At 36.6% G+C, this 26,976-nt stretch carries 30 protein-coding genes; 19 read left to right on the top strand and 11 right to left on the bottom strand.

Going from position 1 to position 26,976, the window contains the following annotated elements:
* Positions 1-47 precede the first annotated feature (47 nt).
* Together ACVBAX_RS10775 and pepF are read left to right on the top strand one after the other, a co-directional pair.
* Positions 48-1,238, top strand: a complete 1,191-nt coding sequence (locus ACVBAX_RS10775) for a competence protein CoiA (RefSeq protein ID WP_447117038.1) — start codon at positions 48-50, stop codon at positions 1,236-1,238.
* Between the two features lie 117 nt (positions 1,239-1,355).
* Positions 1,356-3,173: an oligoendopeptidase F gene (pepF, locus tag ACVBAX_RS10770; RefSeq protein WP_447117037.1), complete on the top strand. Its 1,818-nt coding sequence runs from the start codon at positions 1,356-1,358 to the stop codon at positions 3,171-3,173.
* Between the two features lie 36 nt (positions 3,174-3,209).
* Here the strand turns inward: pepF and ACVBAX_RS10765 are convergent, their stop codons facing one another.
* The 5 genes from ACVBAX_RS10765 to ACVBAX_RS10745 all read right to left on the bottom strand — a co-directional run bounded on the left by ACVBAX_RS10765 (position 3,210) and on the right by ACVBAX_RS10745 (position 6,305).
* Positions 3,210-3,386: a hypothetical protein gene (locus ACVBAX_RS10765; protein WP_447117036.1), complete on the bottom strand. Its 177-nt coding sequence runs from the start codon at positions 3,384-3,386 to the stop codon at positions 3,210-3,212.
* A 278-nt stretch (positions 3,387-3,664) separates the two neighbouring features.
* A complete protein-coding gene (locus ACVBAX_RS10760) occupies positions 3,665-4,537 on the bottom strand; it encodes a ClpXP adapter SpxH family protein (protein ID WP_447117035.1) in 873 nt (290 codons plus the stop codon).
* Complete coding sequence (locus ACVBAX_RS10755) at positions 4,534-4,941, bottom strand: globin domain-containing protein (RefSeq protein WP_430773652.1); 408 nt, start codon at positions 4,939-4,941, stop codon at positions 4,534-4,536. Before ACVBAX_RS10755 ends, ACVBAX_RS10760 begins: the two co-directional genes overlap by 4 nt.
* 156 nt (positions 4,942-5,097) lie before the next feature.
* On the bottom strand, positions 5,098-5,715 hold the full coding sequence (locus ACVBAX_RS10750; protein WP_430773653.1) for a lytic transglycosylase domain-containing protein: 618 nt from the start codon (positions 5,713-5,715) through the stop codon (positions 5,098-5,100).
* Between the two features lie 8 nt (positions 5,716-5,723).
* Positions 5,724-6,305 carry a CYTH domain-containing protein gene (locus ACVBAX_RS10745; protein WP_447117034.1) on the bottom strand — a complete coding sequence of 194 codons (582 nt, stop codon included), beginning with the start codon at positions 6,303-6,305 and terminating at the stop codon, positions 5,724-5,726.
* A 135-nt stretch (positions 6,306-6,440) separates the two neighbouring features.
* Between ACVBAX_RS10745 and ACVBAX_RS10740 the strand changes: the two genes are divergently transcribed.
* Genes ACVBAX_RS10740 through ACVBAX_RS10725 form a run of 4 tightly spaced genes read left to right on the top strand, consistent with a single transcriptional unit; the run spans position 6,441 to position 9,225 of the window.
* A complete protein-coding gene (locus tag ACVBAX_RS10740) occupies positions 6,441-6,815 on the top strand; it encodes a UPF0738 family protein (RefSeq protein ID WP_447117033.1) in 375 nt (124 codons plus the stop codon).
* Positions 6,816-6,859: 44 nt separating this feature from the next.
* Entirely contained in the window at positions 6,860-7,498 is a 639-nt protein-coding gene (locus ACVBAX_RS10735; RefSeq protein WP_066054880.1) for a GTP pyrophosphokinase, read from the top strand.
* 24 nt (positions 7,499-7,522) lie between these two features.
* Entirely contained in the window at positions 7,523-8,320 is a 798-nt protein-coding gene (locus ACVBAX_RS10730; protein ID WP_447117156.1) for an NAD kinase, read from the top strand.
* Positions 8,321-8,337: 17 nt separating this feature from the next.
* Positions 8,338-9,225: an RluA family pseudouridine synthase gene (locus tag ACVBAX_RS10725; RefSeq protein ID WP_447117032.1), complete on the top strand. Its 888-nt coding sequence runs from the start codon at positions 8,338-8,340 to the stop codon at positions 9,223-9,225.
* Positions 9,226-9,237: 12 nt separating this feature from the next.
* Here ACVBAX_RS10725 and prpE read toward each other — a convergent pair whose 3' ends face one another.
* A complete protein-coding gene (prpE, locus tag ACVBAX_RS10720; protein WP_447117031.1) occupies positions 9,238-9,975 on the bottom strand; it encodes a bis(5'-nucleosyl)-tetraphosphatase PrpE in 738 nt (245 codons plus the stop codon).
* Positions 9,976-10,126: 151 nt separating this feature from the next.
* On the opposite strand from prpE, the gene mgtE reads away from it, so the two are divergent.
* The 3 genes from mgtE to fabI all read left to right on the top strand — a co-directional run bounded on the left by mgtE (position 10,127) and on the right by fabI (position 14,265).
* On the top strand, positions 10,127-11,503 hold the full coding sequence (gene mgtE, locus ACVBAX_RS10715) for a magnesium transporter (protein ID WP_430773660.1): 1,377 nt from the start codon (positions 10,127-10,129) through the stop codon (positions 11,501-11,503).
* 11 nt (positions 11,504-11,514) lie between these two features.
* On the top strand, positions 11,515-13,365 hold the full coding sequence (locus ACVBAX_RS10710) for a monovalent cation:proton antiporter family protein (RefSeq protein WP_447117030.1): 1,851 nt from the start codon (positions 11,515-11,517) through the stop codon (positions 13,363-13,365).
* Positions 13,366-13,488: 123 nt separating this feature from the next.
* The gene (gene fabI, locus ACVBAX_RS10705; protein ID WP_430773663.1) at positions 13,489-14,265 is read left to right on the top strand and encodes an enoyl-ACP reductase FabI; all 777 of its coding nucleotides are present in this window, start codon (positions 13,489-13,491) and stop codon (positions 14,263-14,265) included.
* Positions 14,266-14,298: 33 nt separating this feature from the next.
* On the opposite strand, the gene ACVBAX_RS10700 is transcribed toward fabI, so the two are convergent.
* Entirely contained in the window at positions 14,299-15,258 is a 960-nt protein-coding gene (locus ACVBAX_RS10700) for an EAL domain-containing protein (protein ID WP_447117029.1), read from the bottom strand.
* A 216-nt stretch (positions 15,259-15,474) separates the two neighbouring features.
* Between ACVBAX_RS10700 and ACVBAX_RS10695 the strand changes: the two genes are divergently transcribed.
* The 6 genes from ACVBAX_RS10695 to ACVBAX_RS10670 all read left to right on the top strand — a co-directional run bounded on the left by ACVBAX_RS10695 (position 15,475) and on the right by ACVBAX_RS10670 (position 18,426).
* Entirely contained in the window at positions 15,475-15,948 is a 474-nt protein-coding gene (locus tag ACVBAX_RS10695; protein WP_430773665.1) for a sporulation protein, read from the top strand.
* A gap of 16 nt (positions 15,949-15,964) precedes the next feature.
* Complete coding sequence (gene spoVAC, locus ACVBAX_RS10690; protein WP_430773666.1) at positions 15,965-16,438, top strand: stage V sporulation protein AC; 474 nt, start codon at positions 15,965-15,967, stop codon at positions 16,436-16,438.
* Positions 16,438-17,457, top strand: a complete 1,020-nt coding sequence (gene spoVAD / locus ACVBAX_RS10685) for a stage V sporulation protein AD (protein WP_447117028.1) — start codon at positions 16,438-16,440, stop codon at positions 17,455-17,457. Before spoVAC ends, spoVAD begins: the two co-directional genes overlap by 1 nt.
* 13 nt (positions 17,458-17,470) lie before the next feature.
* On the top strand, positions 17,471-17,827 hold the full coding sequence (gene spoVAE / locus ACVBAX_RS10680) for a stage V sporulation protein AE (RefSeq protein WP_430773668.1): 357 nt from the start codon (positions 17,471-17,473) through the stop codon (positions 17,825-17,827).
* Positions 17,828-17,914: 87 nt separating this feature from the next.
* A complete protein-coding gene (locus ACVBAX_RS10675) occupies positions 17,915-18,037 on the top strand; it encodes a YjcZ family sporulation protein (protein ID WP_119707281.1) in 123 nt (40 codons plus the stop codon).
* A 134-nt stretch (positions 18,038-18,171) separates the two neighbouring features.
* Complete coding sequence (locus ACVBAX_RS10670; RefSeq protein ID WP_119707282.1) at positions 18,172-18,426, top strand: stage VI sporulation protein F; 255 nt, start codon at positions 18,172-18,174, stop codon at positions 18,424-18,426.
* 54 nt (positions 18,427-18,480) lie between these two features.
* Here ACVBAX_RS10670 and ACVBAX_RS10665 read toward each other — a convergent pair whose 3' ends face one another.
* Positions 18,481-20,769 (bottom strand): UvrD-helicase domain-containing protein, encoded by a 2,289-nt coding sequence (locus ACVBAX_RS10665; protein WP_447117027.1) that lies wholly within the window; start codon positions 20,767-20,769, stop codon positions 18,481-18,483.
* A 114-nt stretch (positions 20,770-20,883) separates the two neighbouring features.
* On the opposite strand from ACVBAX_RS10665, the gene ACVBAX_RS10660 reads away from it, so the two are divergent.
* Positions 20,884-21,174: a hypothetical protein gene (locus ACVBAX_RS10660; protein WP_447117026.1), complete on the top strand. Its 291-nt coding sequence runs from the start codon at positions 20,884-20,886 to the stop codon at positions 21,172-21,174.
* Between the two features lie 28 nt (positions 21,175-21,202).
* On the opposite strand, the gene ACVBAX_RS10655 is transcribed toward ACVBAX_RS10660, so the two are convergent.
* The 3 genes from ACVBAX_RS10655 to ACVBAX_RS10645 all read right to left on the bottom strand — a co-directional run bounded on the left by ACVBAX_RS10655 (position 21,203) and on the right by ACVBAX_RS10645 (position 22,982).
* Positions 21,203-21,625: a GNAT family N-acetyltransferase gene (locus tag ACVBAX_RS10655; RefSeq protein ID WP_447117025.1), complete on the bottom strand. Its 423-nt coding sequence runs from the start codon at positions 21,623-21,625 to the stop codon at positions 21,203-21,205.
* Positions 21,626-21,631: 6 nt separating this feature from the next.
* A complete protein-coding gene (locus tag ACVBAX_RS10650) occupies positions 21,632-22,144 on the bottom strand; it encodes a YjcG family protein (RefSeq protein ID WP_447117023.1) in 513 nt (170 codons plus the stop codon).
* A 115-nt stretch (positions 22,145-22,259) separates the two neighbouring features.
* Positions 22,260-22,982 (bottom strand): alpha/beta hydrolase, encoded by a 723-nt coding sequence (locus ACVBAX_RS10645; protein WP_447117155.1) that lies wholly within the window; start codon positions 22,980-22,982, stop codon positions 22,260-22,262.
* Between the two features lie 257 nt (positions 22,983-23,239).
* Between ACVBAX_RS10645 and ACVBAX_RS10640 the strand changes: the two genes are divergently transcribed.
* From ACVBAX_RS10640 to ACVBAX_RS10630, 3 genes are all read left to right on the top strand, one after another.
* Positions 23,240-24,241, top strand: a complete 1,002-nt coding sequence (locus ACVBAX_RS10640) for a TAXI family TRAP transporter solute-binding subunit (RefSeq protein WP_447117022.1) — start codon at positions 23,240-23,242, stop codon at positions 24,239-24,241.
* A gap of 116 nt (positions 24,242-24,357) precedes the next feature.
* Complete coding sequence (locus ACVBAX_RS10635; RefSeq protein ID WP_447117021.1) at positions 24,358-24,885, top strand: DUF1850 domain-containing protein; 528 nt, start codon at positions 24,358-24,360, stop codon at positions 24,883-24,885.
* Complete coding sequence (locus tag ACVBAX_RS10630; protein WP_447117020.1) at positions 24,875-26,824, top strand: TRAP transporter permease; 1,950 nt, start codon at positions 24,875-24,877, stop codon at positions 26,822-26,824. Before ACVBAX_RS10635 ends, ACVBAX_RS10630 begins: the two co-directional genes overlap by 11 nt.
* Positions 26,825-26,976: the final 152 nt, after the last annotated feature.

Below are 26,976 nucleotides of genomic sequence, written 5' to 3'. Positions count from 1 at the left end.
TTAACGAGTAAAAAAGAGAATTAATTAAGCAGAAAGGAGATGATTCATTGTTAACGGCTAAAAATCAGTTGGGAGAGACCGTTTATATTGTTGATTTGATAAAAAAGGAGGGAATAAATCAACTTAGGGAAAATCATTATTTTTGTCCTCTATGTAAGGGAAAAGTCATTGTTAAGTTTGGTGTTCAGCGAATCAGTCACTTTGCTCATGTTCAATTGTCGCCTCTATGTATTGAATACGATCGAGAATCAGCTTATCATATGCAAGCAAAGATGCAGCTATTTGAATGGCTTGAAAAAGAATGTTCAGAAGTTGAATTAGAAGTATTTCTACCTAATATTATGCAAAGACCAGATCTTATGTTTACGTACCTTGGAAACACATACTGTGTTGAATATCAATGTTCGCCGATATCAGAGGAGATATTTGAAAAGCGGACAAATGGATATTTATCGAGTGGTTTGACACCATTATGGATACTAGGTGCAAATAGAGTTCATAGAAAACAAACCAACCTAATTTCTTTACCAAAATTTCAATCCTTGTTCATTAAGAAAAATAATACAGGAGAGTGGTATTTACCATCATATTGTCCTAGTCTTAAGAGCTTTATATCGATAACGAATTTGCACCCGCTTTCTCCACATACGATGCAATGTGACTACGATGTAATTCCTCAATCTCAACTCCACTTACCTCAATGGTTAAATCCGATGGTTCAAAACACCTTTTATGTTTCTAATTGGCGAAAAGGAATTCAGCATGTAAAAGATAATATTATTCGTTTTAAGACACACAATCTTTTCCTTCAGGAGCTGTACAGGAATCAACTTCACCTCTATCTCCTCCCGCCCTATGTTGGTGTACCACTAAAAGACAATCTATTGCTCGAAACCTCCCCAATCATTTGGCAGTTGTATGTTTTATTAGATAATCTATTTTCGAAAAAGGTAGGGATCATCCTTACAAAAGAGATTGTGTATAAACGATTAATTCAGCGAATAAATCGGAACCATATTAAAGTTAGAAACCATTTAAAGTCAAGTATGGATCAACTATTGGCTTTAATTAGAGAGTATTTATTTCTACTAACAAAGAGCCAAGTCCTTAAAGAAATCAATCCTAATGTATACAGGTATGAGAATCCTTTGTCTTTTCCGAATACTATTAACGAAGCTATTAATTTTGAAGAGCAATTTTATAACAATCTTACTAATGAAAAGATTGTTTGGTATTAATGAACTCACCGATGTTAACATACACTAGGATGTAGTGAATTTTCCTAGATAGAAGCAGGAATTTAACAATTGGTGGCGAATACCAAAAATAGAAGTGAGTAGATTGGAGGAATAAACATGGCAAATGAGACGGCAGTAAAGAAACTTCCCACTAGAAGTGAAATACCATTGGAAGACACGTGGAAACTAGAGGATATTTTCCAAACAGATCAACAATGGGAAAGCGAATTTCAAGAAGTTAAGCAGTTAATTCCTTCTATGTCAAGCTATCAAGGAAAGCTTGGAGAAAGTGCGGATTCTCTATTTCAGGCTTTACAAGCGCAGGACCAGTTGCTAGAGAGGATTGGTAAGCTGTATACATATGCCCATATGCGATATGATCAGGATACGACCAATTCCTTTTATCAAGGCTTAGATGACCGCATTAAAAATCTTTACACACAGGCAGCAAGCACACTTGCCTATATTGTGCCAGAAATATTGTCTATCGATGAAGATAAAGTGAAGCAATTTCTTAATGAAAAAGAAGAATTAAAGCTATATGAGCATTCTTTAGATGAAATAAATCTGCAAAGGCCACATGTATTATCCGCAGAACAGGAGGCCCTGCTTGCAGAAGCATCAGAAGTGATGAGTGCTTCAAGTAACACTTTTGGTATGTTGAACAATGCGGATATTCAGTTTCCAAGTATTAAAGATGAAAATGGAAATGAAGTGGACGTAACTCATGGCCGCTATATTCGTTTCCTCGAAAGTGCGGACCAAAGAGTAAGAAAGGATGCTTTTCAAGCGGTTTATGATACGTATGGAAAGTTTAAAAATACATTTGCTAGTACATTAAGTGGTCAAGTGAAAAAAGACAACTTTAATGCAAGAGTACGTAAATATAGTTCAGCAAGACATGCAGCTCTAGCGGCTGATAATATTCCAGAAACTGTGTATGAAAACTTAGTGAATACGGTCAATAAAAACTTACATTTACTTCACCGCTATGTGAAACTTCGGAAAAAGGTATTGAAACTAGATAAAATTCATATTTATGATCTTTACACACCTCTTGTAAAGGATGTAAAGATGGAAATTCCTTATGATGAAGCGAAAGAACTTATTATTAAAGGGTTAGCACCACTTGGTGAGGATTATCTTAATGTATTAAAAGAAGGTTTTACCAACCGGTGGGTAGACATTCAAGAAAATAAAGGGAAAAGAAGTGGCGCCTATTCCTCAGGTTCGTATGGAACCAATCCGTATATCCTTATGAACTGGCAAGATAATGTTAATAACTTGTTTACTCTTGCTCATGAGTTTGGACATTCGGTACACAGCTACTATACTAGAAAAGAACAGCCATATGCATACGGCAGTTACTCTATTTTCGTAGCAGAGGTTGCCTCTACATGTAATGAAGCACTACTGAATGATTATTTATTAAAGACGATTGATGATGAACAGAAACGTCTGTATTTACTTAACCACTTTTTAGAAGGATTTAGAGGTACCGTGTTCCGCCAAACGATGTTCGCAGAATATGAGCATTTAATTCATAAAAAGGCACAAGATAATGAAGCGTTAACAGCGGATCTTCTTACAAAAGAGTACTATGAACTGAATAAAAAGTACTTTGGTGAGGAAGATATCGAAATTGACGAAGAGATAGGTTTAGAATGGTCTCGAATTCCACATTTCTATTACAATTACTATGTGTATCAATACGCAACGGGGTACAGTGCTGCAACAGCATTGTCTAATCAAATTTTAACAGAAGGTCAACCTGCAGTTGAGCGTTATCTAGACTTTTTAAAGTCAGGTAGTTCAGATTATCCGATTGAAGTATTGAAAAAGGCTGGAGTTGATATGACGAGTTCTAAGCCAATTGAAGAAGCATGCAAGGTATTTGAAGAAAAGTTAAATGAAATGGAAGCATTATTATCATAAAAAATGAAGTCCCTTCCGACCAATCGGGAGGGACTTTTATAAACCCTTAAATCGTTTACGTTCATTTATATAGAGAACGAGGGATAATAAGGAAAGAAATAATAGGGGTGCTGTAATGATCAGAGGAAAAATATTTAATAATCCAAAAAGATTTAGTATAAAAGAAATAATAATAAATATGACGATCATCCATAAGCCGATGGTTCGTTCCACAAATAATCACTCCTTTTCCTTCTCTATAGATATATTCGTTTGTCCCAGTAATCATTCATAGATTATGACAATATTGTGAAATAGCGAGCACAGTTATTGTCGAATAATCTAATTCATGGTATATTATTGATGTGAAGTTGATCACAAGCAAACATATACCCCTTTGTTTGACCGTGAAAAATTTCTCCCATCCCCTTTGTTCGTATTTAAATAGAGAAAAGGCCATTTACAAACAGACAGGTTTGTATGGCCTTTTCTTTTTATACACGGTATTAGCGCTACTGAATATAGCGCCAAAACATACCATATTTAGCTGGAACTTGTTCAACAATTTGTTTTAATTGAAGCTTTTTCATTTCTCTTTCGGCTTCATTTATAGACAGATTATAAACAACCGAGATTTCCTTTGTTGCCACAAGCTTAAAGCATTTGAGAAAGCTCTCTAAAGTAGGAGGGGTACTTTTCTCGGGCTTCATGGGCAACATTTCTTCAAGTATTTGCTCATATACCTCATACGGATAATACCCGGTAATCTTAATTCCTTCTTCTTCAATATTCTCATTAAAGAAAACCAAGGTTGGAATTTCGTCTACTTCCATTTCACATGTGATTTTTAAGTCGCATTGAAAGGCTTTACCAGCTGATTCAGAATGAATATCAAGAACAAATTCATCCACATCTAACCCTGTAGACCTAGCCATTTCTTTTAAGACATTAAAGCTAGAGATGTTTTGTTTTTCTAGAAAAATACCTTCCTGTAGTTTTCTTAAAAAGCGAATTCCGGCTTTTCTTCCTTGCAATTCTGCCGCTTTAATAGCTATAGAGGCTAAATGTGGAGACGAAATAGGATTGTCAAACCAAAGACTTCCATCACAAGACATTCCTGTTCGGCTTGCAGTTTTTTCCCATAAGTCAGCAATGTTTTCATATTTTTGCTTTTTGCTCATATTTAATGATGCAAGGCGACCGCTTAGTATATATTTTATTGAAAAGAAACGACCATATTCTATTTGTAGCTTCTTTATGATTGGTTCAAGTGCCCAGCATTCTGGACATAGTGGATCAATAAACATATAAATTTCAAGCGGCTTCTTCTCATTTCCATGGCAATAGTAGGAGGGAGTCGCCCGCGATGTTTCTCGATTCGTCACGTTCTCTCACCTTTCATCTCTTCATTTTCATCTGTATTTATCATATGCTGAGCTGTTAGCACAAGTCTCGCATAAAAATCATCTCGGATAGGGCCGGAAAGGCCAACCTCATCCATAGCTTCGCGCATACATCCGAGCCATGCCTTTGCTCTAGTCTCCGTTATTTCAAATGGTAAATGTCGAGCTCGCATCATCGGGTGCCCATGCTCATTCGTGTAAAGAGTAGGTCCACCTAGATATTGTGTCAAAAACTGCTTTTGTTTTCTCGCTGTTTCCGTTAAATCATTTGGAAATATGGGAGTCAGATCTGGATGTTGCCCAACTCGATGATAAAAGGCATCAACTAGTCGATGCAATGTTTCTTCACCGATCAAATCAAAAGGTGTAAGCATGTTTTCGACCATAATAAAAACTCCTTTAAACATATCATTTTTTCGTTTTATTGATAGTACTATTTTATCAGTGAAGAGTTTATATCACAAACAATGTGCATTAGGAGGTTATTTCCTATCGGCTATTACGCATAAAAATACCGTCTGTTTGGTAACAGACGGTGTTTTTTATGCTAGCAGTTGACTCGTAACCTTTCTAACATAATTTTGAGTTTCTTTAAATGGAGGAATTCCTCCATACTTGTCCACATTTCCAGGTCCTGCATTGTATGCTGCTAAAGCTAAGGTTGTATTGCCGTTATATTTATCTAGCATTTGTCGTAGGTATTTGCTGCCGCCCATAATATTGTCTCTTGGATCGAATACATTCGTCACTCCAAGTCCTTTTGCAGTAGCCGGCATAAGTTGCATTAAACCAGAAGCTCCTGCACCACTAACTGCATTTGGGTTAAAGTTCGACTCTTGTTTTATAACTGATTTAATTAAATTTACTGGTAAGTTGTATTTAACTGCAGCCTCTTGAATGATTGAATCAATTTCTGTTGAGCTTCCAGTACTAGAAATTTTCGTCATATTGATAGGTGGTAAAGAAGGCGTTTGATTTATGATGGTGGCAGTTGTAGAAACACTCGTTTGCCCACTTAACTGGGATAGAGAGTTGCCTTCCTCTAACAGCATCTCATTCATTAGGTCTTGAAATATATTTCCTGATGATGAATTAGCTGAAGAATTGAAATTTTGTAGTGCCTGTAGTTGAAGCATAATTTTTAGTTTATCTATATTCATATGACACCTCAATGAAGTGAGTATTTTTGATTGTAAAAACGTTTGATTTTATTTTCAGTCACTCGAATGGGAATTTTAAAGGTTTGGAGCAGTTGCTTAAAAGTCAATTCACCCTCTATTGGATCCTCGACCTCATATTCTATCTCATAATCTTCTTTTAATAAATATAAACTATGGTCTAGAACTAATAAACCACCTTTATATTGTAACTCACACCGTTTCGTCGTTAAAGAACCAAAATATTGAAGCTTATTGATAGGAAAATTGTTTTTTTCTAATTGTTCCCTTACGATTCCGCTTGGAAGAGCGGCACCTTTTAACATAGTGAAGGCTTCGTCCTTTGATAATTCCTGATTGGTCTCAAGAAGGCCAACCACTAAGGGTTGTTTTAATGTAAGCTCAAATCGCCCTTCCTTTTCACGAATCCGCAAGGCACTGCCTAATTCTTTTAGTTGAAATTTCTCTGTGTCAAAATAATGGTTAATTTGCGTATCAATCATAGTTTCATTTATCGAAAATTCGGTTATCAAATGAAGGTATTCCTCTTTTGTGAGCATGTTTTTAAACTCAATTTCGATATGTTGGCTCAAGATTGTTCTTCCTCTCTCTACTCGTGCTATGTTTAATTATCGGTTGTTACGTCTTCAATTTCAATATGTGATTGCATGAGAAGTGGATAATTCAGCCACTTATGATAAAATAGGGGAAGTGTGGAGGTATTAAAAATGAGAGAAAAAATTTATGTGGAAAAAGCAATCAAAAATGAAAAAAATGAAGTGATATTAGTAGTAAACAATGATTATTCGATAAAAGAGCTAAGTGCAACAGGTCAAGTACTTGTTGATTCAAATGAATTGGCTTTTGTATACATTGTTGAAAAAGATGATAGCTTTATGTATATTGAGCTAACTCTCAATACATGGCCAATCTTAAAAGAAGGTTTGGGAAACAATTGTGAATATAAGCTTTCTAATGGTGAAGATACTATTGTGTTACCAAACCTACAGGAAGAATTATTGTACTTAATTGACAATATAAAAGGTAATAGCAACTATGGAGAGGAAATGGTTACAAAAGTAGAAGAGTGTTTTTGTAACTAATATCACCCACCAATATAAAATAATGGTCCGGATGAGGTGACTTTATGAAGCACTGGGAAAAATTTTTGGCACCCTACAATCAAGCGGTGGAAGAATTAAAGGTAAAGCTCAAGGGGATGAGGCGGCAATTCGAAATGAAATCCTCTCACTCACCGATTGAATTTGTTACAGGTAGAGTAAAGCCAATCGCAAGTATCTTAGATAAAGCCAATCAAAAATCGATTCCCCTGGATAAGTTAGAGACAGAAATGCAGGATATTGCAGGCCTTCGGATGATGTGTCAATTTGTGGATGACATTAAAAGGGTTGTGGAACTTCTCCGACTTCGAAATGATTTTGAAATTGTTGAGGAAAGAGATTATATTTCTCATAAGAAAGCAAGTGGATATCGGTCTTACCATGTAGTTGTACGATATCCTGTTCAGACGATTCAAGGGGAGAAAAAGATACTAGTTGAGATACAAATTCGAACACTCGCAATGAACTTTTGGGCAACGATTGAGCATTCCCTAAATTATAAATATCGTGGGCAGTTTCCTGAGGATATTAGAGTAAGACTACAAAGAGCAGCAGAAGCTGCTTTTCGACTTGATGAAGAAATGTCCCTTATTCGTGGGGAAATCCAGGATGCACAAGCTTTCTTTTCAAGGAAAAAAGAGCTGCATCAAGAGGGAAATAATTAATTATAGAAGAGAGCGAACTTGGTCATGAAATTTGCGATTACGTCAAAAGGAGACTCAAAATCTAATACTCTCATGCATAAAATGAGAACTTATTTGCAGGATTTTGAACTTGTATACGATGAGGATCAACCAGATATTGTGATTTCAGTTGGTGGAGATGGAACGCTACTTTATGCGTTCCATCGCTATAGTAGCCGCTTAGATCGAACCGCCTTTGTTGGTGTTCACACGGGACATCTAGGTTTTTATGCCGATTGGATCCCTGAGGAAATTGAGAAGCTTGTCATTGCAATTGCTAAAACACCCTATCAAGTCATTGAGTATCCATTGTTAGAGGTCATCGTTCGTTACCAACATGGTGGAAGAGAAACGAGATATTTGGCGTTAAATGAATCCACTGTCAAAAGTGTGGAAGGTACATTAGTGATGGATGTTGAAATACGCGGGCAGCAGTTTGAACGATTTCGTGGTGATGGACTTTGTTTGTCCACTCCATCTGGAAGTACCGCGTATAATAAGGCGTTAGGTGGAGCGATTCTTCATCCATCATTACCTGCGATACAATTAGCTGAGATGGCATCGATCAATAACCGAGTGTTTCGAACAATCGGGTCCCCACTTGTGTTACCGGCTCATCATACATGTATGCTAAAACCGGTAAATGGACCAGATTTTCAATTAACCATTGATCATTTAACTCTTCTTCATAAAGATGTTAAATCCATTCAGTTTCGTGTTGCAGATGAAAAGATTCGTTTTGCTCGTTTCCGACCTTTCCCATTTTGGAAGAGAGTAAGAGATTCTTTCGTAGCGGATAACTAACAAGCAGGAGATCGTTTATGTCACAATTTAAACTTCAATGGGTTATTAATGAAACACATGCTGGGGTTTTAATACGAGATTATTTAAAAGAAAAAGAAATTTCAAAAACAGCTCTAACTGATATCAAATTCAATGGTGGTCGTATTTTGGTAAATGGAGCGGAAATGACGGTTAGGTATGAGTTAAAATCAGGAGATCTTCTTGAAGTATATTATCCACCTGAAAAACATAGTGAGGGGATAGTCGAAGAGAAAATCCCCTTATCCATTCTATACGAAGATCCCTATTTATTAATAATTGATAAGCCGGCTGCGATGAATTCAATTCCTTCAAGGGAACATCCTACAGGCAGTGTTGCTAATGCGTTAGTTGGCTACTATCAATCCATTAATCTTCAATCAACGGCTCATATAGTTACACGCCTTGATCGCGATACTTCTGGCATTTTATTGATTGCAAAGCACCGGCATATTCACCACTTGTTTAGCAAACAGCAAAAGAGTGGTGGAGTTCACCGGACTTATGAAGCATTTGTTCACGGAGCTTTGCCAACAATGAAAGGAACGATTGTCGCACCGATTGGAAGAAAAAAGGATAGCATTATTGAAAGAGAAGTTACAGTTGATGGCCAATATGCTTGTACCCACTATATGGTTAAACGTAACTTTGCATTATTCACTCACATACAGCTACGTCTTGAAACAGGTAGAACTCATCAAATAAGAGTGCATATGAAACATATTGGACATCCTCTTTTGGGTGATGATTTATATGGCGGTTTACGAGAACTTATACAGCGACAGGCATTACATTGTCGAGAAATAACCTTTTTTCATCCCATTTTTCAAAAAGAAATGATGTTTTCCTCTCCATTACCAAAGGAAATGACAAGGCTTTTTGAATAACTTTGTTATTTTTTATTCAAATGGCCTGAATTTTTCCTGAACAAAAGGCATGGAAGAAGGGACAGATATAAGTTCCATCTCTGGGTAACGAAGAGCAGTTAGTTTCCCTCCGAACACTGCGCCTGTATCAATATTATACGTATTATTCAGAATCCTTGGCTCCCTTACGGGTGTATGACCGTAGACGATTGTTGCATTTCCGTGATATGATTTTGCCCAATCTCGTCTAACTGGTGTCCCATCGGGGTTTGTTTTTCCAGTAATATCGCCGTATAGAACGAATGTTTTTACTCTTTCACCTTGTTTCCCGATTAAATCCTCTTTTATTCCAGCGTGGGCAATGACAAGTTTTTTATTATCTAACACGTGATAAAGAGGAGCGGACTCATAAAGGCGAATGAATTTGTCACGGATTTCGTTTTTTTCCTTTTTTGCTAAATCCTCGTATTCTGCAACAGTTGTTTCAAGACCATGAGTTACTTGAATGTTCCTACCGAGAAAAAAACGATAAAGTTTGTTACAATGATTACCCGGTACGTAATACCCGCTTTTTTGATCCATAACGATAGAATAGACAAGCTCGACCATTTTAAGGGATTGTGGCCCACGATCTGTTATGTCGCCAACAAAAGCTAGTTTGCGTTCTGTATGAAAGGGAAAATCGTTGCACCACTCATAGCCTAAATGATTTGTTAGCAGCTTGAATTCCTCGAAGCATCCATGAATGTCACCAATGATATCTAATTTCATTTTTTACCTATACTCTCCTTTCCCGTCTCTACAAACTATTTTCTCATAATTTTCATCACATTATGATTCTCCACCGTGTGTTTTTTCATGTTTGATTTAGGGAAAGGTAAACTTACAAAGATGAGTGTATAGGGAGGAAGGAGGAGAAATAATGGCTGATAACAGTCTAGAAAAAAAACAACATATTGATTTTGATTTATTATTCGAATCTTTACAAAATGAAGATATACGGAAATTTCGAGAAGAATTTTTAGAATTACATCCATATGATCAAGCTTCATTTTTTAAGGATTTGGAAGAAGAGATCCAAACTAAGATCTATCATTATATGTCCCCAGAAGAAATGGCTGGGATTTTCGAGAATATAGAAATTGAGGATGAAGATTACAAAGAAGTTCTTTCGCAAATGACACCGACTTATGCAGCTGAAATGCTTGCAAATATGCATACTGACGATGCTGTAGATGTTCTTAATGAGCTGAGTAAAGACCAAGTTGCGAGTTATCTTGCCATTATGGATAATGAGGCAGCGGAAGAGATTAAAGAGTTACTTCACTATGAAGAGTATACAGCAGGTAGTATTATGACTACAGAGTTTATCTCGATTGCAGCAAATCAAACCATACGTTCTGCGATGTATATTTTAAAAAGGGAGGCACCAACCGCTGAGACCATCTATTATCTGTTTGTCGTAGACGATGAAAAGCGGTTAGTTGGTGTTATCTCCCTTAGGGATTTAATAGTCAGTGATGATGATCAGATGGTAGAAGAGATTATGAATGAACGTGTTCATTCTGTTGGGGTTGGAGAGGACCAAGAGGAAGTTGCAAGGAAAATGAAAGACTATAATTTCTTAGCTTTACCGGTTGTTGACTTTCAAAACCATCTTCTCGGAATTATTACCGTAGATGATGTAATGGATGTTATGGAAGAGGAAGCATCTGATGATTATTCAAAGCTAGCGGCTGTCTCGGGGATCGATAGTTTTGATAGAGGCCCACTCTCCGCTGCGAAAAAAAGACTGCCGTGGTTAATTATTCTTTTGTTTTTAGGAATGATTACTGCAAATTTAATGGGGCGATTTGAACAAACCTTAGACCAAGTAGCTATTTTGGCAGTGTTTATTCCTCTGATTGCGGGTATGGCAGGAAATACCGGTACTCAAGCCTTGGCTGTAGCTGTTAGAGGACTTGCAACTGGTGATCTCGAAAATGAGGAGAAATCAAAGCTAGTGGTAAGAGAAGCAGGAACAGGTGTGATAACAGGAACCACTTGTGGAATGTTAGTGATGATTATTGTATATCTATGGAAAGGAGATATTTTCTTAGGTATGCTCGTTGGGATATCCATCCTGCTGACTTTGATCGTTGCCACACTAGCGGGCGCATTAGTTCCACTAATTATGCACAGACTCAAGGTAGATCCTGCTGTTGCATCAGGTCCTTTTATTACAACGGTAAACGATATTATTAGTCTTCTCATTTATTTAGGTATGGCCACTATATTTATGGGATATTTGATTAGCTAGGGGGGAAACAAATGGAACATGGTGCTTCCGTTACATCTTTATTAATAGTAGTAGTTGTTGCATTCTTAACACCAATTCTATTACATCGGTTTAAATTAAACTTTATTCCAGTGGTGGTTGCTGAGATCATTGTCGGTCTAATCATTGGGAAAAGCGGTTTTGATATTGTTCATGAAGACATGTGGCTAGAAACATTGTCGACTCTTGGATTTATTTTTTTGATGTTCTTAAGTGGACTTGAAATTGATTTTTCTGCTTTTAAGAAAAGTGGAAATAAAGTACAGAAAGGCAGTAAGGAGGAACCGAATACCTTTGTTGCTGCAACCATTGTTTTCATAGGTATCTTTATTGTGTCATTGGTTTTATCGTATCTATTCGTCCTGGCAGGATTTATTGAGAATGCGTTTTTAATGACGTTGATTATTTCAACGATTTCTTTAGGTGTTGTCGTTCCGACTTTAAAGGAAGGAAAATTAATGAAGACCAATATTGGTCAAATCATCCTCCTTGTGGCGGTAATTGCTGACTTAGTTACAATGATTTTGCTAGCTGTCTTCGTTTCTTTATATGGAGGTGGAGATAGCAACACATGGCTACTACTTGTTCTTTTTGCTGTAGGTGTTGGTTTATACCTTGTTGCGAAAAGATTTAAAAACAATAAAATATTGGAACCACTTTCCACAGGAACGATTCAAATTGGTACAAGAGGAGTATTTACTTTAATCATTGTTCTTGTTGGACTTTCTGAAACGGTTGGAGCGGAGAATATTCTAGGAGCTTTTTTAGCGGGAGTACTCGTGTCATTATTATCACCGAATCAGGAATTAGTTCATAAGCTTGATTCCTTTGGTTATGGCTTTTTAATTCCTATATTCTTTGTAATGGTAGGAGTGGGGTTAAATATATGGGAGCTTTTCAGTGATCCGAAGGTCATAATACTTATCCCTCTTCTGTTGATCGCTTTGCTCCTATCAAAGATTATCCCAGCTCTAGTTTTAATGAAATGGTATGATTTCAAAACCGTTATGGCATCAGGCTTTATTTTAACTTCAACACTTTCCTTAGTGATTGCAGCTGCTACGATTGGGGAGAGAATGGGTGTGATTACGAATGAAATGAGTGGAATGCTTATTTTAGTAGCAGTCATTACATGTATATTCACACCAATTGTGTTTAAAAAGCTGTTACCAAAAGAATCGGTACAAGTGAAAAAACTGAAGATTGCTTTTATTGGTGCCAATCAATTAACCATGCCAGTCTCTAGACAACTAGAAGATAGTCTTTATGAACCAACAATTTATCATACGAAGCAAGAAAAAGCGACATATAAAATTGCAGACTCTCTCTTTAATATTGTAGAAATTCCAGATTTTGAGCTTGAAACAATCGAAAAGGCAAATGTACTTCATGCAGATATTATCGTTGTTTCTACAGGTAGTGATGAAATCAATGCTCATTTAGCAACAGCATGCAAAGAAAGAGGAGTAGAAAGGGTTATTGCAAGGATTGAAACACAGGATTTAGAGGAGGATCTAAAAGCACAAGACGTGGAGGTATTCTCTATCTTCCTGTCAACAAAGGCATTGTTACGTGCGTTAATTGAAACTCCGAGCGTATTGAATATTCTTACCAATCAGGAAAATGCATTATATGAAATTCAATTAATGAATGTACAATATGAAGGAATGACACTTAGAAAGTTCCCATTTACGGGAGATGTCATTTTTGTGCGGATTTTCCGTGGAAAAGAAACGATCGTTCCTCATGGAGATACGGAGCTTCACTTACATGATCGTTTAATCGTAACAGGTTCTAAGGAGTATGTTGAAGAGTTAAAGAGGGAGTTAGAATTTCTTATGTAAAATTAGTCTGCTGGCGGCCCCCAGCAGACTATCTTTATCATTAAGACTTTTCTTTTTGATAAAATTCATGTAATATTAGTACTAGGTACTAATAACAGATTCTGATTTAGGAGGATATACATAATGAACCTTTCTTTAAAAGGAAAAAATATAGTTGTAATGGGCGTTGCTAATAAGCGTAGTATTGCATGGGGGATTGCTCGCTCTTTACATGATGCGGGGGCAAACTTAATCTTCACATATGCAGGAGAGAGGTTTGAAAATGAAGTTCGTAAATTGGTTGAAACACTAGAAGGTCAACAAGCTCTTTTAATTCCTTGTGACGTTACTTCTGATGAGGACATCGCAAAATGCTTCTCATCCATCAAAGAACAAGTTGGAACAATTCATGGTATTGCTCACTGTATCGCGTTCGCAAACAAGGAAGAACTGCAAGGGGAATACATGAATACAACTAGAGATGGCTTCTTACTAGCTCATAATATTAGCTCTTATTCATTAACAGCGGTTGCGAAAGAAGCGAGAGAGCTAATGACAGAAGGAGGAAGCATTGTTACACTAACATACCTTGGTGGAGAGCGTGTAATAAAGAATTACAATGTAATGGGTGTGGCTAAAGCTTCTCTAGAAGCAAGTGTAAGATACTTAGCAAATGATTTAGGCCCAAACAATATTCGAGTGAACTCTATTTCAGCTGGTCCAATAAGAACATTATCAGCTAAGGGAATCAGCGATTTTAATTTGATTCTTAAGGAAATTGAAGAGAATTCTCCTCTAAGGCATGCAACAACACAAGAAGAGGTTGGAGACACTGCATTGTTCTTATTTAGCGATCTGTCACGCGGAATGACTGGTGAAAATTTACATGTAGATTCTGGATATCACTTACTATCTAGATAATAAAAATCCTGCTTCTTTTAGAAGCAGGATTTTTTATTCTTTCTTTGGGGTTTGCAGTAGTTGTTCGACAACTACTTTTTTTATTATTATATTTTTGTTCATAATTAAAATTTCGTCGTCAAGTTGGACAATCACAGGTTTTTGTAATCTTTTATTGTTTATTTGTGTTTGTTTGCTGATGATCTTTTCTACAAGTGTCTCATCTATTTTTGTGACAGGAAAGCTTGGTTTGGATATATAAAAACCTTGTCCACAATCAATTCCTAATTGAATGACAGCCTCTAACTCTTCCTCTAATTCAATGCCCTCCGCAATAATAATAGAATCCACTTTTTTTGCAAAGGTTACAAATGCATCCAGAATATGTTTTTTCACATTGTTTTCGTGAATTTTGCTTATCAGGGAGCGATCAACCTTTATATAATCAGGTTGAATTTCTGAAATAGCTTGGAGAGAAGAATAACCTGCTCCTGCATCATCAACAGCAATTTGAAATCCTTGGTCACGATAATGATGAAGGACTTTGGTAAAGGCAGAAAAATCCTCGATTGCACTTCTCTCAGTTATTTCAAACACAATGTTTTGAGGGGAGAGTTTATATTGTTTAAGCAAGGATACGGTATGTCCTGGAGTGAAACTTGGATCATAAATCACCTGAGGACTCAGATTTATAAATAACTTTTCGTCCTTACTAAGAATGGTTGAGCTATTTTCAAAAGCCAGTTCTCTAGCTATTTTTTCAAGTGTATATAACGAGCCGTATTCTTCTGCATACTTAAATAGTTGAAGTGGTGATTGGAATCTGCTTTGGAGAGGACCTCTCGTTAATCCTTCGAATCCTAAGGTGTTGCCATTAGTGAGATCAACAATTGGCTGAAAAACCGTTCTTAATTGTTTCTTAGCTAACAGGGTCTGAAACTCTTTTCGGATTTCTAAATCACTATATGTGTGAAGTTGGATAATGTTTTGACTGAATAAAGCGGTTGAATTCATTAAAAAAGCTCCTTCCCTGAAAAAAGATCAAGTTGACCTTTTTCACTCTATTTCGACATTAGCATATCAATTTATGAATTTAATGAAGAAATTGTAAATATTACTTAAACCTTTGAAAACAAATGAGTATGGAATAAATAGACAAATGTAATCCAACATAAAATCTTCAATTATTGAAAAAATAACTACAAGAATAAGAACAAAGGATGGAATGATATGAAAAAATCACTCACTCTCACCTTTATAACTGCATTAGCCGCCTTGCTTACTTCCTGTAATACTGACGCTACTCAGCACAGTGGGATGTCTTTAATTCAAAAAAGTGACCCCGATCCAATTATTCTTGATGAGAAAAAAGAAAAAGATCATAAATTAGTGGCCTCAATAAAAAAGGATGTGGCTAAATTTGATGAACTTTATGATGTTGCTGTCATCAAAGGTGAGGAGGAAATATTAGTAGCTTATAAAGTGAAGCATCTGCAACGCTTTCATATGGTTAAAATTGAAGGGGAAATCAATAAAATGCTTGAAGAAAAGTACCCGAAGGAAAATTTCATTGTTTCGAGTGATTATAAAATATTTTTAGAAGCCGTTGAGTTAAATGATAAAATGAAAAATCCGGATTTTTCCAAAAAGGATGCAAAGAAAAATCTCGAAGAAATCATTAAGCTGAAAAAAGAATTAACTTAGAAAGGAGCATGTAAAGGTGGGGAACAAAAAGCCAGAATCAAATGAGGTAGAACAATATAAGCAGTTTGAGAAGAATTTTGAAACAAAAAGACCGGTCTTTAAAAATTGTTTAAAGGCTTTTTTAGTTGGAGGATTCATCTGCATGATTGGTCAAGCTATCACCTATTTTTATATTTATTTCTTTAGCTTTACAGAACAAACAGCAGGTAATCCTACTGTAGCAACGATGGTATTTATCTCCATGCTTTTAACAGGCTTTGGGGTTTACGACCGCTTAGGCCAATTTGCAGGGGCAGGTAGTGCGGTACCTGTAACTGGTTTTGGAAACGCGGTCATCTCTGCTGCCATCGAACATAGAACAGAGGGATTTGTACTTGGTGTTGGGGGGAACTTATTTAAACTAGCTGGTTCAGTTGTTTTATTTGGGGTTTTTTCAGCGTTTGTGGTTGCATTAATTAAGACGATATTAATCAAACTGGGGGCAATATAATGCTGAAAGGAAAACAATCATGGATATTTAATAATCGCCCCGTTATTGCTGCTACAGGTGTGACTGGTGGTCCATTCGAAGCAAATGGTAGATTATCAAATGATTTTGATGTTCTCTTCGATGATTTATGGATGGGAGAAGATTCTTATGAAAAAGCCCACCGCCACTTACTTGAAGTTGCAACAAATACAGCGTTTGAAAAAGAAGGTGTGACGGTAGATGATGTTCAGTTTATGATTGCTGGAGATCTCATTAATCAAATTACTCCAACTAGCATTGCTGCCAGACAATTGAAGCTACCTTATCTCGGTATATTTGGTGCTTGTTCAACATCTATGGAAGGACTTGCACTTGCCTCTTTTTTTGTTAATTATGGAGGAGGAAATTATATCCTGACAGGTGCTACGAGCCATAATGCGGCTGTGGAAAAGCAATTTCGTTACCCTACCGAGTACGGTGGACAAAAGCCCCCTACTGCTCAATGGACCGTAACAGGTGCAGGTGTTGGCTTAGTAAAAGCAAATCAGGGAAATGAAAGTGGGAAGCCAGTCACAACATCAGCCACGATAGGAAAAGTCATTGATCTAGGTCTAACGGATCCTTTTAATATGGGAGGAGCCATGTCTCCTGCTGCAGCTGATACAATCTTAGCTCATTTTAAGGATTTAGAAATTGATCCTTCATATTACGACTTAATTGTGACAGGTGATCTTGGGAAAATTGGACATGAGACAACGTTTGGATTATTGCAACAGGAAGGCTTACCAATTAATAAAGAGCAATTTAAGGATTGTGGGATGTTAATTTACCATGAAGATCAACCTGTTCAATCCGGTGGAAGCGGGGCAGGTTGTTCAGCAACAGTTTTGTATGGACATCTGTTAAATGAAATGAAAAAGGGAACTTACAAGCGAATTCTATTCGTTGCAACAGGAGCGCTGCTTTCGCCGCTTACTGTTCAACAAAATGAAACCATTCCTTGTATTGCCCATGCTGTTTCTATTGAAATGAACGAATAAGGGAGGGAAGAAGATGCTCGCTATGTTTTTTTGGGCATTTGTTGTAGGAGGTGCAATCTGTGTAATCGGGCAGCTAATGTTTGATGTAGCACGGCTTACCCCTGCACATACTTTAAGTACGCTTGTTGTTATTGGAGCAGTATTAGACGGGTTGGGATTATACGAACCATTAGCAGATTTTGCAGGTGCTGGAGTAACTGTACCAATTACAAATTTCGGGAATACTCTTGTTCACGGTGCCCTTCAAGAAGCTGAACAGCATGGAATTATTGGGGTATTAACTGGCATGTTTGAAATTACAAGCTCAGGTATTTCATCAGCAATCGTTTTTGCATTTATCGGTGCTCTAATATTTAAGCCAAAAGGCTAAAACTTTTTAGATATAGGACAAAGCCTACACGTTTTCAGGTCGCTTACATACGTTATAGTAAGTCAAGGAAAAGTGAGGTGACTTGATATGGGTTACGGCTATTGCGGCTACGGCTATGGTGGCAACGGCGGTGGATACGGATCAACTTTCGTATTAATCGTTGTATTATTCATCTTGTTAATTATTGTTGGAGCTAGCTTTTACAACTAATCTCCAAAAGGAAGTGTGAAGGAAGAAAGATCGTTTCTGTTCAAAGAAACGGTCTTTTTCCTGTTCAAAAAATCACCTTTTTTTGTTTCTTTCATAAGATGAGAGTAGCTTAAAAAGGAGGCGTGGTTTTAAGAATGGATAATCAATTTTTCAAAAATGTTGAAAAGAAAACGGGCGTTAATATGAAAGACATTCTTGAACTGGCTGGTTCATTACAAAATGCAAACTTTAAAGATGAAAAAACAGTTCGCAATGTAATCAAGCGTGTATCTCAAATTGCAAACAAACCAGTCACAAAAGAAATGGAAGATAAAATCGTTTCTTCTATTGTTGCTGATGGAAAACAACTTGATTTTAATACGTTATCTAAGATGATTAATAAAAAATAATTGAAAAAGAGAAGCTCTCGATATTCGGGAAGCTTCTCTCTTCTTTTTCCTTTATTATTTAGGAAGGATGGGAGCTAAAAATCTAGAGGGCTTAGCATTTTTACCTCTTCTCTTATGTGGTATCGCTATATAGCATTCTTCTTTAGCACGTGTGATCGCTACATATAGTAATCGACGTTCTTCTTCAATTGGTGCCGACTCACCATTCCTCAAAGATTCTAGTGCGTAGTCGTGGGGGATTCCTCCGTCAACAACATCAAGAATATACACGACCCGGTATTCTAATCCTTTTGCTCGATGAATGGTGCTAAGGGTAATTGCCTGTTCAAGCTGTTTACTAAGTTGTTTTATTTCTTTATTCATTGCACTCATATGCTTCGTGTGGTCTAGGAAGTCGATGATTGTTTGAAAGTTCTTAGCTGCGACCTTTAAATCTCGAATATCGTCAGAGCCTTTTTCAAGACTATTTCCTTCATTGCCACGCTTTTTTAGATAATCCCCAAATCCTACTTCCTTTTCAATAAATTCAATGCACTCTAGCGGCGTACGTCCTTTCAAGCTTCTAATAGAAGGTAATAGCTTTTTTAGCTTTCTTTCTTGAAAAGCATGTCCGGTTGAAATATTGGATAAGCATTCGAGCATGGAGCAATCATTCAAAATGCTGTTTGCTTTTAAGTCAGTCATAACCGATTGTCTAATAAAGAGAACTGGGAGAATCTGACTGATCGCGTGCTGGTCATCCTCATTAATGATTAGGCGAAGAAAGGACAACATGGATTTTACTAAATAACGTTCATAAAAGTTCTCGGAATCCAGATCTATTCGAAAAGGAAAGCTAGTCGTTGCCAGTCTTTCAAAAACTGCTCGGCTCCCGGTATTCGTTCGGTATAATATGGCGATATCATTTGGAACATAACCGTTTTGTAGTTTCTCATGTATATCCTGAACAATCATGGTTGCTTCCTCTTCTTCATCAAAAGGATAAAACAACATAGGTGAAAGAGAATGTTGATATTGAGCTTGCATGATTTTTTTTCTGCGAGCTGTATTTTTTTCAATGATCCGGTTGGCAGTTGAAATTATTTCATGTGAGGAACGGTAATTTTCGTTAAGGATAATCATTTTACTATTTGGAAAATCTTTTTCAAAAGATAGAAGGTAATTAGGGTCACTACCTCGAAATGCATAAATAGATTGATCGTCATCACCAACGGCAAATAAGTTTTCGGTGTTGCGAGATAGCAATTTAATTAGCTCATATTGTACTTTGTTAATATCTTGAAACTCATCAATTAAAAAGTATTGAAATCGATTTTGGTACATTTCTAGCACATCTGGATGATTGGATAAATATTTATAGCATCCGATGAGCATATCATCAAAGTCAAAAAGGTTCTTCTTTTCCTTTTCTTGTTCATAATATTTATATAAATGCAACACTTGCTCCTCCCAACGACTAGCTGTTTGTACATCCTGTGGAAGAAGAAATGTATTTTTCCAATAGCCAATTTGTTGTAGAGCTAAATCGTATGCAAACTCCTTTTCATCAAGTGAGATTGTTTTTCCACCTTCTTTAAGTATTTGGTCCTTTTGCCAATCCTTTTTTATCAGTTTAGATGGATGCCATCTTTCTGGCTCATGGAAAGCTAGTATTCTATAAAAAATACTATGAAATGTACCAGTTAACAGCCTATTGATGTCTGTAGATGAAAGAAGAGGATATTGAATAAGCCTTTCTTTCATTTCAGTGGCTGCTTTCGCTGTAAACGTAACGAGCATGATGGATTTCGGATCTATTTTTAGCTCACAAAGCATATAGGCAGCTCTTGTAGTCAACACTCTCGTCTTACCACTACCAGCACCAGCAACTACAAGGACAGAACCGTTTACCGTTGTTACCGCCTTTAATTGTTGATCATCAAGTTGGAAACCGTTGTTGAATAATCGTTTTATATAGTGTGAGGTTATGTTTGTTTCTTGCCGAACGGTTGGTTGAAAGGAGGGAGAAGCTTTGACATATATTGATGGCTGAAATGTATGATGTTTGGCTGGAGATACAATCATACGTGTGACTGGTATTTTGAAGCCATTTCGTTCAACGTACTCAATAGATTCATTAGCCATTTCAGTGGAAGTACTTTCTAATTCTTTACAATTAAAGTGCTTCCGCAGCATATGATAAAAATAGGGCTTCTCTTGTATTCCTAAATACAAACGGACCTGTTCTTTACAAATGGGACAATGAAGTTTTCCTTTCTTAGCTTCATCATATACAAATTGATAATTCTCTCTATCTAAAATGTCCAAATTAACTTTTTCATTATTTTTCATAGCAATTTTCATAATTAACCCCTTAAAATCAAAAACTCAATCGAACTCTATCATAACAAAACAATTACTCCTACATAAAGAAGAAAAAATAAAAGTTTTATTTTTCCAAAAGCTCATGGGAGATTTATGAAAGAGGTGAAGAAGATGGGCTATATTGCTCCAGTAGTTAATTTTCAATCAAACCAGTATATAGAGAGAAACTTAATAGCAACTAGAGATCCATATAAATATGAATCGGTTAATAGAGTAAATCCGATAAAAAGTGGAACTTCAGAGGATAATCAGCATCAGCAATCTTCTTTTTCTAAGAAATTGCTTCAAAGAGAAGAGAGAAAAGTAGTAAGGCCTTCTAATGATGCTTTAGCACATATATATGAGATTACAGGAAAAGGAAAATACTTTGACATAAGTGTATAAAAAAATGCCTCATAATTGAGGCATTTTTTTATATATATTTCTTCATTGTTCGATGAGGAATGCCAGCATCCATAAACTCTTCAGATATGACTTCATATCCTAATTTACTGTAAAAGGGGATGGCTTGTGTTTGAGCGTTTAATTTTAATGCAGTATAATTATTTTGTTTGGCATACTGTTCGATTTGATCCATTAGTAGTTTCCCAGCTCCGGTACCTCTGCTCCTAGACAGCACACAGATTCGTTCCACTTTTCCGATACCATCTAAATTTCGAAAGCGACCAGCACCGATAGGAATTTCCTGATCGTAAAGTACGAAGTGAGTGCATTCTTCGTCATACTGGTCAATCTCTTCTTCCTCTGGTACTTGTTGTTCCTCAACAAATACCAGTTTTCGAACTTTAAAGGCATCCTGTTGCTGTTCTTTTGTTGTAACGATTTCTACATTCACTAGTATCTATTCCTTTCCAAGCCTAAAAGTTTCAAAAACTGTCCATGAGCCGTTCTCTAGTTGATACAAAAGATGGAAACGATCAACGTGTTCATCGTGATTCATCTTCTGCATTCTTAAGGATCCGAAAACATCTGAATGCTCATCATCTGATAATCTTTGTCCTAACGTGATATGCGGAACAAAGGCATATTCTGTAGCCTCTCCATAACCAAGAGCATCAATTGCCTCATGAAGATCCGTAATTTCAGTAGAAGGTTCTACTTTTAAATAAATTACATTGTTCACAGGATGAAAAGAACTGAATTTTGGTATGTGAATATGTAAAGGAGAAAATCTTTTTGCAATATCATCAAGTTTGTTAGCTAATGTTTTTGCCTCATCCTCGTTAGATTCAAATGGTGCTTTTAATGTGATATGTGGTGGAATGAGTGAGTAATGAGGATCATAGCGCTTTCTATAAGAATTAGCTAAATCTTGAAGTGTTTTTCCAGGGAAAATAACAATTCCAAATTTCATTTTATGACCTCCGTTAATCTATATAAAATAGAAGAATTGAATATTGAATATTATAACAAATTTTCTAAATCATTTATATAATTATACCCATACATGGTCCGTAATACCCTTTGCATTATGAGCCAAACATCGCTTTTAGGGACGTTCTCAAGTCTCCTTGCCAATATGTCCAAGTATGATCACCGTCAAATTCATGATAAATATAGGAAAGAGAGTGATTTTTCAAGTATTTGTTCAGTGCCCGGTTCGGTGAAAGAAAATCATACACTTTTTCGTTTGTCATATTTACAGCTGTCTCGTTTTTGCCAATGCTATGGTAAATAGAGAGAAGGCTAGTGGTGTTTTCATTAATCACTTCTTCCAAGATGCTGTTATTAATGTATGGGGACTGAAGAATGACCTTTCCAAATGTGTTTGGATATTTTATTGCGGCGAGTAGAGAAATAGTTGCGCCCAAGGAATCACCAATTAATGCACGGCCCATCCCCATTTGGAAGGTGGGAAACTCTTGATCTAAAAATGGAATAAGCTCATGGGCCAAAAAACGGATGTACGCTGCGTGATTATTGCCTTTCGGATGATATTTTTCCCTGCGATCTTCAAATGTAAGATAAGGAACTCCAACAACAATAATATTTTCTATTTCCTTTTCAGAAAGTAGCTCATCACAATGCCTTGCCATTCTACCTAATTGGAAATAATCTTTCCCATCAGCTGTAACAAGGAGATGGTACTTGTACAAAGGTGAAAAATTGGCTGGTTTATATACCAAAAGGTTTATATCTTCTTTAAGTTCGTAGCTATAAAATAATAAGTCTTGGAGTGTTCCTTTTAGAATATTCACTTAGCATTTCCCCCTAACTGGAATATAAAGGTACTACAGAAATTTTATCATAAAATATTGTATGGAAATAAATTTATTTTACTAATGTATAAATACTGTATAGAAATACATAAATAAATAGAGTGTAAAAGAATGAATGATCGTAAAGTTGTAGGCGATAAGCTAGTTGTACCAAATTGTTTGACAAACTGATGAAGGGTTATGATAAAATTGAAACGAAAAACTGGAAAATTATAAAAGGGGGAATTCCATTGAAAAAGAAACGTTTTCTTCTCTCAACTGTTCTAATGTTGGTACTGTCACTTGTGCTTGCTGCTTGTGGAGCAAACAATGACGAGGGAACTGGTGCTGAGGATAGCACTGATACAGGTGCTGAAAAACCAAAGTTCATTAGTATCGTAACAGGTGGAACTGGTGGTACATACTACCCGCTAGGTGGATCATTTGCATCGATTATTTCGGATGCAACTGGTATTGAAACAAACGCTGAAACATCAGGTGCTTCTGCAGAGAACATGACCACACTTAAAGCTGGTGATGCAGAAATTGCCTTTTCACAAACTGATATCGCTTCATACGCTAAAGACGGAAAATTAATGTTTGAAGGAAATGCAGTTGATAATGTTCAAGCAATTGGAACATTATATCCTGAAACAATACAAATTGTTACTACTGCAGATTCAGGAATTAGCTCTGTTGAAGATTTAAAAGGGAAAAAAGTTTCTGTAGGAGCACCTGGTTCAGGTACAGCTGCTAATGCAGAACAAATTTTAGAGGTTCATGGATTATCATTTGATGATATCGAGAAGCAAGATCTATCATTTGATGAATCTACTGCAGGTATTCAAGATGGAACAATTGACGCTGCATTCGTTACTGCTGGAACACCAACAGGAGCAGTGGAAGGGTTATCTGCAACAGAAGATATTGTGATTGTACCAATTGCTGCTGATAAAATTGCAGAATTAATTGAAGCATATCCATACTATGTTGAGGACGAAGTTCCTGCTGGTACGTACGGCCTAACTGATAAAGTGGCAACTGTTGCTGTTCAAGCAATGTTAGTCGTAAAATCAGACCTTTCTGAAGAAGTAGTATATGATATTACAAAAGCAATTTTTGAAAACCTTGATAAGGTTACACATGCTAAAGGTAAATTAATTTCTGCTGAAAATGCTGTAAATGGTGTAGGAATTGACATTCATCCAGGTGCACAGAAGTATTACGATGAAAAAGGTATTAAAGCTGAATAATAAGTAGTTTGCTGAAAATGTGACCGGCCGGCTTTTATAACCAATTATGGTTATTTTGGTCGGTCAATTTTTCGCTTTATAGAGATAAATATGTATTAGAAAATGGACGTGTTACCATGAGGAAAGTGATTAAAAGTAAATCCTTTCTAAGTTTATTCCTCAGTATGTTACTCATCATTTGTCTATCAATCATTCCATATAAAAAAGCACTAACTTTTCAGTTAGAGAACACTGGTAAGGTTCTTGTATATATTCCACTTGGAGACCTTCCAGAATTTAAAATAAAATATACACATTCGATTCATCTATCAGAAGTAATTGAGAGTTATCAAGTGAATAGCGATGGAGATATAAAACAGTATGAACTTGAATACTCTGATTTTTCCATTGGGATGCCAGAAAATGCATCAAAAGGTGAAGTTTTTGAGCAGAAGAATGGGAAATATTATATAAAAAATATGAATCGGATTTTTCCATACTTTGATCTAAGAACTGGAAAGGTCCGTGCTAATCATACAGTGATATATGGAGACAAGGAGTACCCTTTAAATAAATATGTAGAACCAGGTTCTTTGGTTAGAATAAAGGTAATTAAGATGAACCTTTATCAACAATGGAAAGGAGTGAATCTCATTGACGGATAAATTTGAATCTCTGTCACAAGAACAGCAAGAAGAACTATTGGAAAAATACGATCCGGAAGCTGGTACGAGAAAGCTAACAGGAATTTTAGGTTGGATTGTATTTCTCGGATTATTATCATTTTCATTATTTCAACTTTATACAGGTATTTTTGGTATTCTCACTGCTCAATTGCAACGTTCAATTCATTTAGGATTTGCGCTAGCTCTTATATTTCTACTCTTTCCTGCTAGAAAAACGAAAGGGAAAAAACATAAAGTTGCTTGGTTTGATGTATTATTAGCAATAGCTTCAGTTGCGGTGGGAGCTTATTGGCCACTAATGATCGATGAGTTAGTATTACGAGTTGGTATGTTAAATGATATGGACTTTTATATTGGGCTTCTTGCCATTATTCTTGTGCTTGAGGCAACGAGAAGGGCAGTCGGGTTGCCAATAACAATTATTGCAGGACTTTTTCTTGCATATGCTGTATATGGACCATATATGCCGAGCTTCTTAGCACATCGAGGGCTTTCACTTGAACGACTTGTTCAAACGATGTTTTATACAACAGAAGGAATCTTGGGTACACCTTTAGGAGTATCTTCAACGTATATCTTCTTATTTTTACTCTTTGGTGCCTTCCTTGTAAAAACAGGTGTTGGGCAGTATTTCAATGACTTGGCAGTATCAATTGCCGGAAAAAGAATTGGTGGGCCTGCAAAGGTAGCTATTTTCTCAAGTGCTTTACAAGGGACAATTAGTGGGAGCTCAGTTGCTAACGTTGTTACCTCTGGCTCATTTACAATCCCTATGATGAAAAAACTTGGTTATAAAAAGGACTTTGCTGGTGCAGTAGAGGCAGCGGCATCAACAGGTGGACAGTTAATGCCACCAATCATGGGTGCTGCAGCATTCTTAATGGTTGAATTTATTGGTGGAATAACATATTGGGAAATTGCGAAAGCTGCTGCTATTCCAGCTTTGTTATATTTTGCTGGAATATGGATTATGACTCACTTTGAAGCCAAGCGACTTGGACTAAGAGGCTTAAAAGATGAGGAAATGCCTAATCGAAAAGAAGTGCTTAAAAAGTTCTATTTATTAACACCGATTATCGCAGTAATCGTGTTAATGACTTCTGGTATGACAGTAACAAGAGCTGCACTTTTTTCCATCCTTGTAGCAATTATTGTAGGAGCTTTTAATAAAGAGACACGCATAGGTATTAGAGGGATTATTGAAGCGCTTGTAGATGGTGCAAGAACGGCGCTTGGAGTAGCAGCGGCTACCGCTGCAGCTGGTATCATTGTGGGTGTTGTTACAAAAACAGGACTAGGCTTAAAGCTTGCTAATGGGTTGTTAGATCTTGCTGGTGGAGCGTTAATTCCAACTTTAATGTTAACCATGCTTGCAGCGATTGTGCTAGGTATGGGATCTCCAACAACAGCTAACTATGTTATTACGTCTACAATCGCTGCACCAGCAATCATATTGCTTGGTGTACCTGATTTGTCGGCACATTTATTTGTGTTTTATTTCGGAATCATCGCTGACATTACACCTCCGGTTGCATTAGCAGCTTTTGCAGCAGCAGGTGTTTCTGGAGGCGAGCCGATTCGTACAGGTGTACAATCAGCGAAGTTGGCTATCGCAGCATTTATCATTCCGTACATGTTTGTTTTATCGCCAGAGTTGTTAATGATTGATACAACATGGACGTACCTTATCTGGGTCATCTTCTCTGCACTTGCAGGTATGATGGCGATAGGTGCAGGAGTTATCGGGTATTGGATGAGAAAGCTATTCTGGTGGGAACGAATTGTTGGAATTGTTGGTGGGATTCTTCTGATTTATCCAGAAGGGGTTACTGACATCATAGGGTTAGTGACGTTTGGAGTATTAGTTGCACTTCAAATCATTATTAAAAGACCTGAAGCAACGAGAGCCATAGGATAAGAACAGAGCAAAAAGAGCCTAGCTGATATAAGGCTCTTTTTGCTTTTTAGGAGAAACCGATAAAATATTATATATTTTAAATAATCTATTTTGTTTACGTAAAAAACAGTAGGCTTTAATATAGTGAGGTTTGATTTCATTTACGAGTATGA

It is taken from the genome of Robertmurraya sp. GLU-23 (assembly GCF_052983275.1).
Note: the sequence above shows the minus strand (reverse complement) of the source record. Positions and strands in the feature narration are given on the sequence as shown.